At 65.9% G+C, this 14,595-nt stretch carries 15 protein-coding genes; 7 read left to right on the plus strand and 8 right to left on the minus strand.

The window, feature by feature from the left end; all coding sequences use genetic code 11:
• Window positions 1-45: 45 nt before the first annotated feature.
• Complete coding sequence (mepA, locus tag ABHF91_RS07295; protein WP_409422793.1) at window positions 46-843, minus strand: penicillin-insensitive murein endopeptidase; 798 nt, start codon at window positions 841-843, stop codon at window positions 46-48.
• Window positions 844-941: 98 nt separating this feature from the next.
• On the opposite strand from mepA, the gene ABHF91_RS07300 reads away from it, so the two are divergent.
• Both ABHF91_RS07300 and ABHF91_RS07305 read left to right on the plus strand, forming a co-directional pair.
• Complete coding sequence (locus ABHF91_RS07300; RefSeq protein WP_409422794.1) at window positions 942-1,550, plus strand: hypothetical protein; 609 nt, start codon at window positions 942-944, stop codon at window positions 1,548-1,550.
• Window positions 1,551-1,595: 45 nt separating this feature from the next.
• Window positions 1,596-2,120: a GNAT family N-acetyltransferase gene (locus ABHF91_RS07305; protein ID WP_409422795.1), complete on the plus strand. Its 525-nt coding sequence runs from the start codon at window positions 1,596-1,598 to the stop codon at window positions 2,118-2,120.
• 12 nt (window positions 2,121-2,132) lie between these two features.
• Here the strand turns inward: ABHF91_RS07305 and ABHF91_RS07310 are convergent, their stop codons facing one another.
• Window positions 2,133-3,107, minus strand: a complete 975-nt coding sequence (locus tag ABHF91_RS07310) for a Gfo/Idh/MocA family protein (protein ID WP_409422796.1) — start codon at window positions 3,105-3,107, stop codon at window positions 2,133-2,135.
• A gap of 184 nt (window positions 3,108-3,291) precedes the next feature.
• Here ABHF91_RS07310 and ABHF91_RS07315 point away from each other — a divergent pair, with 184 nt between their 5' ends.
• Window positions 3,292-4,029 (plus strand): carbonic anhydrase, encoded by a 738-nt coding sequence (locus ABHF91_RS07315; RefSeq protein WP_409422797.1) that lies wholly within the window; start codon window positions 3,292-3,294, stop codon window positions 4,027-4,029.
• On the opposite strand, the gene ABHF91_RS07320 is transcribed toward ABHF91_RS07315, so the two are convergent.
• Entirely contained in the window at window positions 4,026-4,592 is a 567-nt protein-coding gene (locus ABHF91_RS07320; protein WP_409422798.1) for a nicotinate-nicotinamide nucleotide adenylyltransferase, read from the minus strand. The two genes, ABHF91_RS07315 and ABHF91_RS07320, sit on opposite strands and share 4 nt — an antisense overlap.
• Window positions 4,593-4,722: 130 nt before the next feature.
• On the opposite strand from ABHF91_RS07320, the gene pncB reads away from it, so the two are divergent.
• From pncB to ABHF91_RS07335, 3 genes are all read left to right on the plus strand, one after another.
• The gene (gene pncB / locus ABHF91_RS07325) at window positions 4,723-5,952 is read left to right on the plus strand and encodes a nicotinate phosphoribosyltransferase (protein WP_409422799.1); all 1,230 of its coding nucleotides are present in this window, start codon (window positions 4,723-4,725) and stop codon (window positions 5,950-5,952) included.
• A 12-nt stretch (window positions 5,953-5,964) separates the two neighbouring features.
• Window positions 5,965-8,028 carry an NAD(+) synthase gene (gene nadE / locus ABHF91_RS07330; protein ID WP_409422800.1) on the plus strand — a complete coding sequence of 688 codons (2,064 nt, stop codon included), beginning with the start codon at window positions 5,965-5,967 and terminating at the stop codon, window positions 8,026-8,028.
• A gap of 172 nt (window positions 8,029-8,200) precedes the next feature.
• Window positions 8,201-8,797: a GNAT family N-acetyltransferase gene (locus tag ABHF91_RS07335; RefSeq protein ID WP_409422801.1), complete on the plus strand. Its 597-nt coding sequence runs from the start codon at window positions 8,201-8,203 to the stop codon at window positions 8,795-8,797.
• A gap of 69 nt (window positions 8,798-8,866) precedes the next feature.
• Here the strand turns inward: ABHF91_RS07335 and sbcB are convergent, their stop codons facing one another.
• The 4 genes from sbcB to ABHF91_RS07355 form a co-directional block, all read right to left on the minus strand.
• Window positions 8,867-10,288, minus strand: coding sequence for an exodeoxyribonuclease I (gene sbcB / locus ABHF91_RS07340; protein ID WP_409422802.1), 1,422 nt, complete (start codon window positions 10,286-10,288; stop codon window positions 8,867-8,869).
• Window positions 10,289-10,358: 70 nt separating this feature from the next.
• Entirely contained in the window at window positions 10,359-11,342 is a 984-nt protein-coding gene (locus ABHF91_RS07345) for an MDR family oxidoreductase (RefSeq protein ID WP_409422803.1), read from the minus strand.
• Window positions 11,343-11,401: 59 nt separating this feature from the next.
• Window positions 11,402-12,037 carry a TetR/AcrR family transcriptional regulator gene (locus tag ABHF91_RS07350; RefSeq protein WP_409422804.1) on the minus strand — a complete coding sequence of 212 codons (636 nt, stop codon included), beginning with the start codon at window positions 12,035-12,037 and terminating at the stop codon, window positions 11,402-11,404.
• 85 nt (window positions 12,038-12,122) lie between these two features.
• Window positions 12,123-13,376 carry a TIGR03862 family flavoprotein gene (locus tag ABHF91_RS07355; protein WP_409422805.1) on the minus strand — a complete coding sequence of 418 codons (1,254 nt, stop codon included), beginning with the start codon at window positions 13,374-13,376 and terminating at the stop codon, window positions 12,123-12,125.
• A 140-nt stretch (window positions 13,377-13,516) separates the two neighbouring features.
• Here ABHF91_RS07355 and ABHF91_RS07360 point away from each other — a divergent pair, with 140 nt between their 5' ends.
• Window positions 13,517-14,125 (plus strand): ACP phosphodiesterase, encoded by a 609-nt coding sequence (locus ABHF91_RS07360; protein WP_409422806.1) that lies wholly within the window; start codon window positions 13,517-13,519, stop codon window positions 14,123-14,125.
• Window positions 14,126-14,216: 91 nt separating this feature from the next.
• On the opposite strand, the gene ABHF91_RS07365 is transcribed toward ABHF91_RS07360, so the two are convergent.
• The gene (locus ABHF91_RS07365; protein WP_409422807.1) at window positions 14,217-14,414 is read right to left on the minus strand and encodes a hypothetical protein; all 198 of its coding nucleotides are present in this window, start codon (window positions 14,412-14,414) and stop codon (window positions 14,217-14,219) included.
• Window positions 14,415-14,595: the final 181 nt, after the last annotated feature.

Raw genomic sequence — 14,595 nt, forward strand, 5'->3', positions numbered from 1 at the left:
CGGCGCCCGAGTGCAGGCCCGATAGCGGCGGTGGGCTGGCCCACCTCAGGGGGTCAGCAGGGCCCGGCACTGGGCCGGTTGGGGGCTAGGGGCCTTGACCGTGGCCGTGCCCGAGGCCGGCTTGGGCGGCTCAAACCAGGAGAGCAGCTCCTCGCCGCAGCCGTCCCCGGCGGGCACCGGTGCCTGGGGCTGGCAGTCGTTGCCGGCGGGGCAGCGCAGGCGCACATGCATGTGGGCGCTGTGGCCAAACCAGGGGCGCAGCTTGGCGAGCCAGCCATGGGGCTTGCCCTGCAGCGCCTGACAGGCGGCGAGCTTGATGGCGGGATTGACGAAGATGCGCTCCACCCGGGCGTCCTCGGCGGCCAGCTGCAGCAGGCGCAGGTGCTGGGGTGAAAACTGGCGGTTGACCCGATTGCGCTGGCCGTCCACCAGATCCAACGGGGTGGCCGCCTCCCGCTGGGCGCGGCTCAGCACCGAGGGGGCGAAGCGAAACCAGACGTCGGCATCCAGACCGCTTTGATGGCTCTTGTGGCCGCTGGTGAAGGGGCCGCCCTTGGGCATGGCCAGATCGCCTATCAGCAGATCCGGCAGGCCGACCGTGTGGCTGCGCCGGGCCAGTTGCTGCAGGTAGGCGATGAGCACGGGGTGGCCGTAGAAGCGTCTGTGGCTGGGTCGCAGCAGCTGATAGCCGGTGCCGGTCTCCGGCAGGGGCACGGCCCCTTGCAGGCAGCCGGCGGTGTAGGTGCCGATGGCATCGGGGTGGCCAGGGGCGGGAAACTGCTGGCTGGCCCAGGGATTGGCCGTGGCGGCAGAGAGGGCGACGGCGAGAAGCCAGCTGACCATATCGGTTCCTTGAAAATAGGCAAAGGCAGGCCTGACTATACTGCAAGTAGCCCCGCGTGAACCACAATCCCAGCGCCCGCGACAAAGGAGTAGAGGCCATGGCTGACCGTCTGGATGAACTGATTGCCAAGATCCGTGTGTTGCAGGAGGAGATGGAGCAGGAGTTTCACCTCAATCGCGAGCGCTTTCACGTCATCATAGAGCAGAAGCGGGTGCGCTTCAGCGCCGAGGTGGCCAGTCAGCAGCGCCGCTTCAAGCTGGGGTTGGCCCGTTACCTGCGGCGGGCGTCCTGGCTGGCCATGCTGACGGCCCCGGTGATCTATGCCGGTATCTTCCCCATGCTGTTGCTGGATGGCTTCTTGTGGCTCTACCAGGCGATCTGCTTTCCCGTGTACGGCATCCCCAAGGTGAAGCGCAGCGAGTTCATGGTGTTCGATCGACAGGATCTGCCCTACCTGAACCTCATCGAGAAGATCAACTGTGGCTACTGCTCCTACGGCAACGGCCTGGCGGGTTACTTTCGCGAGATAGCCGCCCGCACCGAGCAGTACTGGTGTCCCATCAAGCACGCCCGGCGCATCCTGGCGGCCCATGAGCGCTATCCGCACTTCTTCGAGTATGGCGACGGGGAGACCTACCGGCTCGGGCTGTTGCGGCTGCGCAAGCAGATCCGCGCCGCCCGGGACGAGACGCCCCCCGCCCCTTGAGCCCGGCGCCGTCCGTCACTATGATCCTGTGCCACGGAGGCGCCCATGTTGATCCATACCCTGAACGATTCCCTCAGCCTGCACTTCTTGAGGGGGGAGCATGCTGCCCAGCTGCTGACCCTGTGTCAGGCGGACGGCGCCAGCCTGACCACCTGGTTGCCCTGGGTGGCGGAGCTGGACTCGCTTGCCGCCTGTGAGCGCTATATCCAGGAGGCGCAGCTGCAGTTTGCCCAACAGCGTGCCCTGCTGTTGGGGGTCTGCTGGCAGGGGGAGCTGGTGGGGCTGGCGGGCTTCAACGGCCTGGTGCGCAGCCTGGGGCGGGGGCGTATCGGCTACTGGCTGGCGACTCCCTACCGGGGGCGGGGCATCATGACGGCGGTGGTGAGCTACCTCATCGCTCAGGGGCTCGAAGAGATGGGACTGCAGCGGCTGGAGGTGCACACCCATAGTGACAACGAGCCCAGCCGCGCCCTGTGCGAGCGGCTGGGGCTGGTGCTGCAAAGCTCCCGGGAGCCGGGGCTGGTCTGCTACCGCGCCGAGGCGGGACGCTGGCAGGCCCCGCGCCGCTGAGCTCAGGTTCCGCTAGCTGCAGGTCCAGCTAAAGGGCGCGTCGCTCACCTGGCTCTTGGCCTGCTGTTGGGCGCCGGCCAGCCACAGGGGCAGGAACAGGGACTCCATCTGGTAGGCCCGCTCCAGATCGTACAGGCCTGCCGTTTGGGCCTGCTCCAGGGTCAGTTCGCCGCGCAGGTGCGCGCACAGGGTGGCCACCACTCGCTGATTGGCCCGCAGCCAGATCTGCTGCTCGGCGGGCTCGCCGGCGGTCACCGGCTGATCGTCCACCATCAGGGGCTCCATCCACCAGCCGCGGCTGGGACGAAAACCGCCCCGCAGCTGACAGCTGTCCTGCTGGCCCACCAGGGTGAGGTCAAAGTGCAAGCCCGGCTTGGGCCAGTCACACAGCATGATGTCCAGCAGGGCATCGTCCACCCGCATCTGCACCGTCAGGTTGTTGCCGCCGGCAAAGCGCACCCCCAGCCATTCGAAGCGCTCGAACAGGCAGAAGATCAGGGAGAAGGGGTGCACCACATCCTCCAGAAACCACTCCACCGGGGTCTTGGCATAGGGCAGGTTTACCCCCACCACCAGGGTGGCCCGGGTCAGGGGACCCAGTTTGCCGGCGCGTACCCGCTGGGCGATGGCCTGGGCACCGTCCAAAAAGGGAAAGGGGTAGCTGATGAAGCGGCCGGCCCGGGGCAGGGCGGTAAACTCGGCCTGATTGCCCGGCATCAGCCCCAGGGGTTTTTCACACAGCACATAGGGATTGGTGAGATCCCGCAGGTAGCCCAGATGGCTGTCGGTGGGGGTGGCGATGGTCACCAGCTCGGCCCCCGCCAGCAGGGCGGGATCCGTGCCGTGGCAGGGGATGGCTTCCTCGGCGGCGATGCGGGCCACCAGTTCGGCATCGTGGGCCAGCAAGGTGGTGACCTCGCAGCCGGCCTGGCGCAAGGCGCCTACATGAACTCTTCCCCAGTTGGTACCAATGACGGCGGCTTTCATGGCGGGACTCCTGTTGCCACGGCAAAGGCCTCACCTTAGGCAAAGCCTCGCCGTTGAACAAGCCGGCGGCCCAGTGAATTTGGGGTCTGATTGACGCCGCTCAAGAATTGGTGACAGCCGGCGCGCTAGATTTCCAGCCGTTTTTCACGTGACCCTCATCACACTCATCAAGGATGTACAGACCATGACCAAGCAAACCTGCCTTGCCCTGCTTCCCCTGCTGTTTAGCGGCAGTCTGTTGGCTCAAGCGGATATTCACTGGGGTTACGCCGGTGCTCAGGGGCCGGAACACTGGGGCGCCTTGGCGCCGGAGTTTGCCCTGTGTGCCAGCGGCAAGCATCAGACGCCCATCGACATCCACGGCGCCTATGCCACCAGCCTGTCCCCCCTGGCGCCCGCCTATCAGGCCGGCGGTAACGAGATCCTCAACAACGGCCATACGGTGCAGGTGAACTATGCCGCCGGCAGCCAGATGCACCTCGATTCGGCTGATTTTATGCTCAAGCAGTTCCACTTCCATGCTCCCAGCGAGAACTACATCGACGGCCACCAATATCCCATGGAGATCCACCTGGTACATGCCGACGACCAGGGCAACCTGGCGGTGCTGGGGCTGATGGTGGAGGAGGGGGCGGCCAACCCGCTGCTGGATACCCTGTGGGCGGCCATGCCGCAGCAGGCCGGGGAGCATCAGGTGCTGGCGACTCCGGTGAATGTGGCGGATCTGTTGCCCAAGACCCGGGATTACTACCGCTTTGCCGGCTCCTTGACCACGCCGCCTTGCTCCGAAGGGGTGCGCTGGCTGGTGTTAAAGCAACCCATCCAGGCCTCCAAGGCGCAGATCGCCCGTTTTGCCGCCGTGATGGGCCATCCCAACAATCGGCCCTTGCAGGCCATCAACGCCCGGGTGCTGGTGGACTAACCCGCCCTGTAGAGGGAGTGGTCCGCCAGATAGCGGGCCACCCCCGGGGTGGTGAAGCCGTCGATGGACTCGCCGGCCAGCAGGGCGGCCCGCAGGGCCGTGCTGCGCACCGCCAGCCGTTCCTGGGCGAAGAAACAGGCCCAGCGGGACTGAATGTCGGCCGCGCGGTGAAACTGATCGAAGGCGGCCTGGTTGTCCGGCCCCAGCACCAGCAGCAGGCAGCTGTTGGCGGGCTTGTGTCGCTCCAGGTAGTCCAGCAGATCGATGCTGTAGACGGGGCCGTCACCGGCTATGTCTTGTTCCACCGCCTGCACGCTCACCTTGGGGTTGTGCAGATCGGCCACAAAGGCGTCCAGCATGGCGCAACGATCGCCATAGGGGGCCATGGCCTTGCCCCAGGCGTGGGCGAAGGCCGGCACCAGCCAGATGGCATCGGCCACGGCGTCCAGCTGGGCGATGACGTCGGCGTGTCCCAGGGTCGGCGGGTTGAAGGCCGAGCCCATGACGGCGATGGTTTGCCCCTGGGGGAGCTGGGTGGCGGGCTGGGGATGGCAGTCGTGCATATGGTCTCCTGTGGCCGCTCAGGGTACTGGAAAGTGAAGCCCGGCGGCAAGGTCGCCCCGTCGGCCAGGATCATGGTATTCTCTGCCCATCAGGGACCGCCCGGTCCCGTTTTTATATCCGGGAGCCGGCATGTCGGATCACCCCTGTATCCAGAGTCTCATCGACACCGATTTTTACAAGCTGACCATGCAGCAGGCCTACCTGCATCAGCTACCTCAGGCCGAGGGGGAGTGGGCCTTTCACTGTCGCAGTGACGAGGATCTCACCCCTTACCTGCCAGCCCTGCGCCGCCACCTGCAGGATCTGGCGGCCCTGGGTCTGACCGAGGACGAGGCCGTTTGGCTCAAGGCCCAGGCCCCTTACCTGTCCGACGACTACCTGGCCTTCTTACGCAACTACCGCTTCGATCCCCAGCGGCTGCAGCTGTCTGCCCGGGGCGGACGGCTGCTGATCCGCGCCACCGGCCCCCAGTTGCTGGTTTCGCCCCTGGAGATCCCGGTGCTGGCTACCCTGAGCGAGGTGCGCAACCGCGCCTGCTATCCGAACCTGGACGAGGCCCAGATCCTGGCCGCCACCGACGCCAAGATAGTCCAGCTCAAACAGCTGGCGCGCCAGCACGACCTGAGCGGTTTTCGCTTCTCGGACTTTGGTACCCGCCGGCGCTTCAGCTTCGCCGCTCAGGAGCGGGTGGTGGCGCGGCTGGCGGAGGCGTTGCCGGAGCACTTCGTCGGCACCAGCAACCCCCATCTGGCCCGCCGGTTCGGCCTGCCCTGCGTGGGCACCATGGCCCACGAGTGGCTGCAGACCCACCAGGGGCTGGGCTACCGGTTGGAAGAGAGCCAGAAGGCGGCGCTGGAGAACTGGATCCGTGAATACCACGGCGTGCTGGGGGTGGCCCTCACCGACGTCATCGGCGTGGATGCCTTCTGCCGGGATCTGGACCGCACCCTGGCCCAGCGCTACGACGGCTTCCGCCACGACAGCGGCGACCCCATCGCCTGGGGAGAGAAGATCCTGGCGCGGCTGGCGGAGCTGGACGTGGACGCCGCCGGCAAGACGCTGGTGTTCTCCGACGGGCTGGACTTTGCCCGCGCCGTGGCCATCTATTGTCACTTCCAGGGCCGGGTGAAACTCTCCTTTGGCATCGGCACCTGGCTGATGGGGGACTTTGCCGTCAACCGGCCCCTCAACATGGTGATGAAGCTGGTGCGCCTGGGGGGTCAGCCGGTGGCCAAGATCTCCGACTCGCCGGGCAAGACCCTGTGTCGGGATCTGGATTTTTTGAACAATCTCATGGACGTGTTTGCCGTATCGGCCAGCACACGGGACACAGTACTGGCCAATCTGGCAGGCCGGTAATCGAGGAAGACTATGCGCCATACCCTGACACTGGCTACCGCCTGTATCAACACCACCCCCCTGGATATCGACGGCAACCTGAGCCTGATGCGCGAGGCCATCGCCGAGGCCAAGGCGCAGCAGGCCGATCTGCTGCTGATGCCCGAGCTGTCGCTCACCGGTTACGGCTGTGAGGACATGTTCTTCGCCGCCGACTGGCTCGAGGGGGTGCCGGAGGATCTGCTGACCCTGAGCCGCAGCGTGCCGGCACAGATGCTGGTGGCGGTGGGCTTCCCGCTGCTCATCTCCGGTGGCCAGCTCTACAACGCCGTGGCCCTGTTGGCCAGCAACCGCATCCTGGGGGTGGTGTGCAAGCAGCACCTGGCCCGCAACGGCATCCACTATGAGCCGCGCTGGTTCACCCCCTGGCCCGCCGGGCAGGTGGTGCAGCTGACCCTGGCGGGCCAGCGCGTGCCGGTGGGGGATCTGGTGTTCGACGTGCAGGGCGTGCGCCTGGGCTTTGAGATCTGCGAAGACTCCTGGGTGGCGGCTCGGCCGGGGCGCAAGCTCTATGAGCGGCAGGTGGACGTGATACTCAACCCCTCCGCCAGCCACTTCGCCCTGGGCAAGCAGCAGGCCCGCCGCCACTTCGTGCTGGAAGGCTCCCGGGCCTGTGGCGCCGTCTACGCCTACACCAACCTGCTGGGCTGCGAGGCGGGGCGTGCCGTGTATGACGGCGATGCCATGATCGCCAGCAATGGCGAGCTGGTGCTGGCCACCGACCGGTTGAGCTTCGCCCCCTGGCAGGTGCACAGCGCCTGTGTGGATCTGGCTGTGAACCGCGCCCAGCGGCTGCTGAGCTCCCAGGCCATGCAACCGGCCTGTGACGATGCCGACGGCATCCACCAGGTGGAGTTTGCCTGGGCGCCTGAACGCCATCTGCAGCCCCTGAGCCAAGCTTGTCAGGTGGCGGTGGAGGATGCCCACGAGGTGGCCTGCCGCGCCGTGGCCTTGGGGCTGTGGGACTGGCAGCGCAAGACCTACACCGGCGGCTACGCCCTGAGCCTCTCCGGTGGCGCCGATTCGGCCCTGTGCGGCGCCCTGGTCTACTTTGCCCAGGTGCAGGCGCTGCTGAGCCTGGGGGAGGCCGCCTATGCCGCCACCCTGGCCCGGGGGCGCATCCAGCTGCCGGCCCGGGCGGCAGGCCAATCCCAGCTGGACTGGCTCCACCAGGCGGTGATGCCCCAGGTGCTGTGCACCGTCTACCAGGGGTCGGACTTTAGCGGCTCCGTCACCCGCAGTGCCGCCGCAGGGTTGGCGGCGGCGGTGGGGGCGGCCCATTACGACTGGTCCATCAGCGAGCTGGTGGCGGGCTATCTGAAACTCATCAACGATCTGACGCCGGACGATCCTCTCAACTGGCAACGGGACGATCTGGCGCTGCAGAACATCCAGGCCCGGGTGCGGGCGCCTGGGGTCTGGCTGCTGGCCAACCGTTACAACAAGCTGCTCATCGCCACCTCCAACCTGTCGGAGGCCAGCGTCGGCTACTGCACCATGGACGGCGACACCTCTGGGGTCTTGTCCCCCATCGGCGGGATCAGCAAGTCCCGGGTGCTGGAGATCAACCGCTACATACTGGAGCAGGGCATACCGCTGCAGGATGGGCAGGCCCTGGGGCTCGACAGGCTGCGCCTGCCGGCCATGGAGGCCATAGTCCATCAGGCCCCCACCGCCGAGCTGCGGCCGGTGGAGCAGACCGACGAGGGGGATCTGATGCCCTTCGTGGTGCTGGACACCATCAGGCGCATCTCCCAGACCCGCCACGTGACCCCCAAGGGGGTGTTGCAGATCCTGCTGCGCACCCCCAGCATGCAGGCCCACGGCGTCGGCCAGCTGGCAGCCTGGATCGAACGCTACTATGGACTCTACTGCCGCAACCAGTGGAAACGGGAGCGGATCGCGGTGAGCTTCCACATCGAGTCCGACAGCGCCGATCCCAAGACCTACCGCCGCTTCCCGGTACTCTCCAGCCAGCTCAAGCGGGAGCTGGTCCAGATGCGGGCCTTTGCCGACAGCCTGGCCGGCGAACGCTGACGAGAGCCGGATCACCAAAGTGGCTCGGGGCCGGCTTTTTTTGCCGACCCGGGTCAGGCGAATGGCAAAAAATGGTTGATTCGCGGCACAAAATCGCTAGCCTCTTGCCTCTTATACGCAGGTCGGTCCAGCCCGCAGGGCAGGCCTGATCTGGGAGCCGCGGAGAGGTTAGATGAACAGACTGAGCTTTGCCGATATCACCTATCACCCGGGTGCCGAGCGTTGGTTTACCGACGAGCAAGGCCAGGCGTGCCTCATTCGCCCCCTGCGCCCCCAGGATGGTCCGGCGCTGACCGCGTTGCTCACCGGCCTGAGCGAGACCAGTCGTAAGCAGTTCGGTCCCCATCCGCTGGATGGGGCCACCGCCCATGCCCTGTGTGCCAACCTGGATCCCCATCAGTCGCTGCACCTGGTGATGGTGGCGCCGGACGGTCACTTCCTGGCCTATCTGGTGCTGCGCATGACCCTGGCCGACTACGAGCTGGAGCGCTTCCTGCGCTACAGCCTGGATCTGGACGAGGTGCCGGCGGCCAGTTTGGCGCCCGTGGTGGCCGAGGGCCATCAGAGCCGGGGCTATGGCAAGCAGATGCTGCATTTTGGTGTGGATCTGTGCCGCGCCCTGGGCCAGCAGGCCATCATACTGATGGGGGGGGTGCAGATGCAGAACCAGCGGGCGGTGCGCTTCTATCTGGGGGCGGGCTTTCGCCGCCTGGGGGGCTTCGAGTACCCGGCCGGCCAACGCAACGACGACATGATCCGCTGGCTGTAACGCCGGCGGGCCATGACACAAGAAAAACGGGGCGCCTTGGCGCCCCGTCTGTTTTATGGCTGCGACACCTTAGAGCTCGCTGAGATAGCGAGCCAGGGCCTTGATGATGGCGATTTTTTCCGGCTGCTGCTGGTGTTGCTCCAGCAGGGTCTCCAGCTTCAACACGAAGCCGTCGGCTTGGCCTTCGAGCCTACTGCTGCAGTGGCGACGCCAGCGGGTCAGCTCCTCGTCGTTCAGGGTCTGGGGGAAGTTGCGGGCGCGGTAGCGAAACAGCAGCTCCGGCAGGCGGGGATCGTTGAAGGCGTAGGGGTGGCTGCCCAACTGCTCCGGTGGGGTGGCCAGAATGAGCGCCAGGGTGGCCTTGTCCGCATCCCCCAAGAAGCCGCGATACAGCTGCAGATCCACGTCCTGGCTCTCGCTGAACTCCCGCTCCATGCCATATACCGCCAGCAGCTTCTCCCGGATCTCGGGGTGGCGGCGCAGGGTGTCCAGACTCTGGCGGCAGCGTGCCCGATCCAGCCCCAGCTCATCGGCCCGGGACTCGCTGAGGCTCGCCGCCGGCGCCAGCACGGGGCACTTGTTGATGTGCACCAGCTTGATGCCGATGGGGGCCAGCTCCCCCAGCTCCGCCCTGGGGGTGTAGAGCCGCTCGCAGATCTGCTCGGCATCCAGCGCCACCAGCGGGCTGATGTCCTGATTGAGATCCACCACGATCACGGCGTTGGCATTGCTGGGGTGCCAGGCCACCGGCGCCACCCAGCTGACACAGCCCTGGGTGGCAGGGAACATACCGGAGACATGCACCAGGGGCTTCATGCTGATGAGGTCGATGAGCGCCTTGACCTTGTGTTTGCTACGCAGGTCAAACAGGTAGTCGAACAGCCGGGGCTGGGCCTGACGGATGAGCTTGGCCAGGGCTATGGTGGCCAGCACGTCGCTTAAGGCATCGTGGGCATGCTCGTGGGCGAGGCCATTGGCGGCGGTGAGGCGTTCGAGCTTGAAGCTGGGCTTACCCTCGTCGTCATACACCCAGTTGATGCCCTCGGGGCGCAGGGCATAGCAGGCCCGCACCAGATCCAGCAGATCCCAGCGGGAGTTGCCTTGCTGCCAGCTATATCCGTATGGGTCCATCAGGTTGCGGTACAGGGTGTAGCGGGTCACCTCGTCGTCGAAGCGCAGGTTGTTGTAGCCCAGGATGCAGGTCTGGGGCACCGAGAATTCCCGGTGAATGGCCTGGATGAAGGCGGACTCGCTCACCCCAAGCTGGTTCACCTTCTGCGGCGTGATGCCGGTGATGAGACAGGCCTCGGGCTCGGGCAGGTAATCCGGCGCCAGCTGGCAGTAGATCACCAGGGGCTCGCCGATGATATTGAGCTCGGCATCGGTGCGGATGCCGGCAAACTGCGATGGTCTATCTCGTCCCGGATGAACACCAAAGGTTTCGTAGTCGTGGAAGTAGAAGCTGGGCTGGGGCTGATTCACGGTCTGCACTGACTCTGCGGTTGCCGGACAAGGTGGCAGAGTATCGCCCATGGGGCGCCGCTCTGCCACCGTCTTGCGCCTAGCGGTTGACGTCCACCACCAGACGACCGCGGATCTGGCCAGCCAGCAGCCGCTCGGCGGCGGGGATCGCCTCGGCCAGGGAGATCTCCTGGGTCATGGCGTCCAGCTTGGCCAGACTCAGATCCTCCGCCAGCCGCGCCCAGGCCGCCTGCCGATCTTGCTTGGGCCGCATCACGCTGTCGATGCCCGCCAGTGTGATGCCCCGCAGGATGAAGGGGGCCACGCTGGCGGGGAAGTCCATGCCCTGGGCCAGGCCACAGGCTGCCACCACGCCGTTGTAGTGCAACGCGGCGCAGACATTGGCCAGGGTGTGGCTGCCCACCGTATCCACGGCGCCGGCCCAGCGGGCCTTGGCCAGGGGGGCGCCGGGCTGGCTCAGGCTCTCCCGGGTGACGATTTCCTTGGCTCCCAGGCCCAGCAGGTAGTCAGCCTCCTGAGGGCGGCCGGTGGCGGCATGGACCTCATAACCCAGCTCGGCCAGCAATGCGATGGCCACCGAGCCCACGCCGCCGCCGGCCCCCGTCACCAGCACGGGGCCGCTGTCGGGACGAATGCCGTGTTTCTCCAGGGCCATGACGCAGAGCATGGCGGTGTAGCCGGCGGTGCCGATGGCCATGGCCTGGCGGGCCGTGAAGGTTTCCGGCAGCGGGATGAGCCAGTCACCCTTGAGGCGCGCCTGCTGGGCCAGACCGCCCCAGTGGCTTTCCCCCACGCCCCAGCCGTTGAGCAGCACCTTGTCCCCCACGGCAAACTCGGCGTGGGAGGTGGCGGTGACGGTACCGGCCAGATCGATGCCCGGTACCATGGGGAAGCGGCGGGCGATCTTGCCCTTGCCCGTGATGGCCAGGGCGTCCTTGTAGTTGAGACCGCTGTACTCCACCGCCACCTGCACATCCCCTTCGGGCAGCTGAGTCGGGTCAACTTGGGTCAGCTCGGTGCGGTAACCGGCTTCGTCGTTGTGGATCTGGATGGCATTGAACATGAGCTGCTCCTTAGACTGGGACGCATTGGAAGTAAAAGTAACCATCGGTTTGGTATCTGTCAGTTCTGGATCTGCGCCGGGCGAGGTAGCCCGGCAAGGTAAAAGGCAACAAAGCTATCCAGCGGTGCCGTGCCCTTGACCAGGCGGGCCCGCATCACGGCGCCCTCCCAGCCCAGCCAGAACACCTGGGCCAGGGCCACACAGTCGGCCTGAGGAGGCAGCTCGCCGGCGACCACTGCTTCACTCAGGCAATCGGCCAACAGCCGCTGCCAGTGGCCAAAGGTGGACTCCAGGGCCTGGGCATAGGTCTGGGGCAGTACCCCTATCTCCTGGCCCAGGTTGCCCACCAGGCAACCGCGACGGTAGTCATGGCGCGCCAGACCCGCCTTGGCATCCGCCACGAAGGCCTGCAGACGGGCCAGAGGCGTCAGGCTCGGATTGTCAAAATGGCGCTTGAGCTTGCGGGCAAAGTAGTGGTCATAGGCGTCGAGCACCGCCAGGCCGAAGGCCTCCTTGCTGGCAAAGTAATGATAGAAGGAACCCTTTGGCACCCCGGCGGCCTTGAGCAGGCCATCGAGGCCACTGGCATAGAAGCCGTATTCCGTGAGGGCCGCCAGGCCGGCGCGGATCAGCGCCTCGCGGGTCTGCTGCTGCGATTGATTCGACTTGGGCGGGCGGCCTGGGCCGCGTCGCACGGGAGTGGGTGTCGTGGTCATTCGACAATTATAGACCGATCGCTTTTAAATTGTCAGCCCACTATCTCGACGGATTTTCTCTGTCTTACTGAGCCAGGTAGTGGAGTATCCCCAGGGCGGCGCTACGGCCGGTGGCATAACAGCCGGTGAGCAGGTAGCCACCGGTGGGCGCCTCCCAATCCAGCATCTCGCCGGCGGCAAACAGGCCGGGATGGTTGCGCAGCATCAGGCCTTCATCCAGTTCCGACAGGCAGATACCGCCGGCGGTGCTGATGGCCTCATCCATGGGCCGGGTGCGGGTTAGGGACAGGGGCAGGGCCTTGATGGCCTTGGACAGCAGCGGCATCTGCTGCAGGGTGTCGGCGGGCAGGCATTCGCGCAGCAAGCCGGCCTTGACGCCATCAAGCTTGAGGCGGCTGCGCAGGTGATTGGCCAGGGATTTGCTGCCCCGGGATTGGCTCAGGGCACTGAGCACCTGATCTTCGCTGCGATCCGGCAGCAGATCCAGCCACACCCTGGCCTGACCCTGTTCGGTCAGTTGGCGGCGCAGCAGGGGCACGAAGGGATAGATCAGGCTGCCCTCGATGCCGCTGGCGGTGATCATGGCCTCGCCCCGCTTGTGCTGGGGGCCGGTGGGGGTGGCGCAGGAGAGCACCACCGTCTTCAAGGGGCTGCCGGCGAAGCGCTGGGCGAAGTGGTCGCTCCAGTCGCAGTCGAAGCCGCAGTTGGCCGGTTGCAGGGGGGCCACAGCCACCCCGGCGGCCGCCAGGGAGGGCAGCCAGCTGCCGTCCGAGCCCAGGCGCTGCCAGCTGCCGCCCCCCAGGGCCAGCAGGGTGGCTTGGGCGGTGCGGACTAGCTGGCCTTCGGGGGTGTCGAAGCGCAGGGCGCCGCGCTCGTCCCAGCCTTGCCAGCGATGGCGGGGGTAGAAGCGCACGCCGGCTTGCTTGAGGCGCTGCAGCCAGGCCCGCAGCAGGGGGGCGGCCTTCATGTCGGTGGGAAACACCCGGCCAGAACTGCCGACGAAGGTGTCAACCCCTAAGCCCTGGGCCCATTGGCGCAGCGCGTCGGCGCCGAAGGCCGTCAGCTGCGGGGTCATCCAGTCGCTGGCCTCGTAGTAGCGTCGGCAGAAGTCCGCCTGTGGCTCGCCGTGGGTGAGGTTGAGCCCGCCACGGCCGGCCTGCAGGAACTTGCGGCCCACCGAGGGCATGCGGTCATACAGATCGACGGCCCAACCCTGCTGACTTATGATCTCGGCGGCAAACAGGCCGGCCGGCCCGCCGCCTATGATGCACACAGGCGCCTGGTGCGCAGGATAGGTCTGGGGCGATGGCTGGGTCATGGGCAGGCCTTGATAGAGTTGATACGGCTGATAGTGGTATTGATAGTGGCGCGGGCCGATTGCCCGGCAGTGTAGCCAGGGGGGGCGTCAGGTCAAGGGAAACCGGCTGGCATCGCTCTGGACCAGGGTGAGGAGACGAGATGAATTTTTTGGCACATCTGCTGTTGGCTGGCCCTGAGCCGGCCAACCAGATCGGTGGCCTGCTGGGGGATTTTGTCAAAGGCCCCTTGCCGGGCAGCTTGCCGCCGGATCTGGCGCTGGGGGTGGCGCTGCATCGGCAGATCGACCTGCAGACCGATGGGCATCCCCTGTTTCGGCAAAGCTGCGCCCGGATAACCCCCGCTCGTCGGCGGGTGGCCGGCATCATGGTGGACTTGTTCTACGACCATTTTCTGGTGTGTCACTGGGGGCGATTTTCTGCGGTGCCCTTGACGACCTACCTGGCGGACTTCTATCTCGCCTTGGCACAACGCCATGACCAATTGCCGGCGCGCCTGCAGGGGCTCTGGCCCAGGATGCGGGACCAGGCCTGGCTGCAGTCCTATGGCGACGCGGCCAGTGTCGGTTGGGCGCTGGATAATCTGGCGAGGCGACGCAGCCGCTTGCAGGCGGCCTTGCTGGGGGCCGGGGAGGAGCTGCCGTGGCAGTATGCCGAATTGGAGCAGGACTTTTTGGCGCTGTTCCCCCAGCTGACGCAGTTTGCCCAGGACTGGTTAGCGGGGAAAAGCGAGCGTGGCGCCGGCGGCTAAAAACAACAGAGGAGCCGGCGGCTCCTCTGTTGGATGCTATCCGTCACCGAAGCGAGCGGACGAACACACCTGATCGGTGATCTGGCAGGGTCTAACGTAGCAGGCTGCTTTCGTGGGTATCCCAACCGTGAAACTCACGGATGGCCTGGGAGACCATTTCTTCTTCCCGCAATCCAAAGGGAAATCCCTTGTTGATGCAGTGGCTCTTGGCTTCCTGGTAAGGGGAGGCACAATTGTTCATGGCATCAAAAACCTGCGTTTTGATCCTTGAGTAGTCTATGCGTTGCATGGCTTGCTCCTTCGGTTAGGTGGGTCCGTTATCTCAGTAGACAGGGGACCTGTCAAAAAGTTCGCACAAATAATAATCAGTTGTGTGATCCGGGATCCTGTGCACAATTTGGCCGGATCCTGGATCCCGCGCGAACCGTCGTGGCCGGTGACGGGGGCGCCGTGACGGGGCCTTTTTCCCC

Origin of the sequence: Pseudaeromonas aegiceratis, assembly GCF_046254905.1 — a bacterium.
Lineage (GTDB): Bacteria > Pseudomonadota > Gammaproteobacteria > Enterobacterales > Aeromonadaceae > Pseudaeromonas > Pseudaeromonas aegiceratis.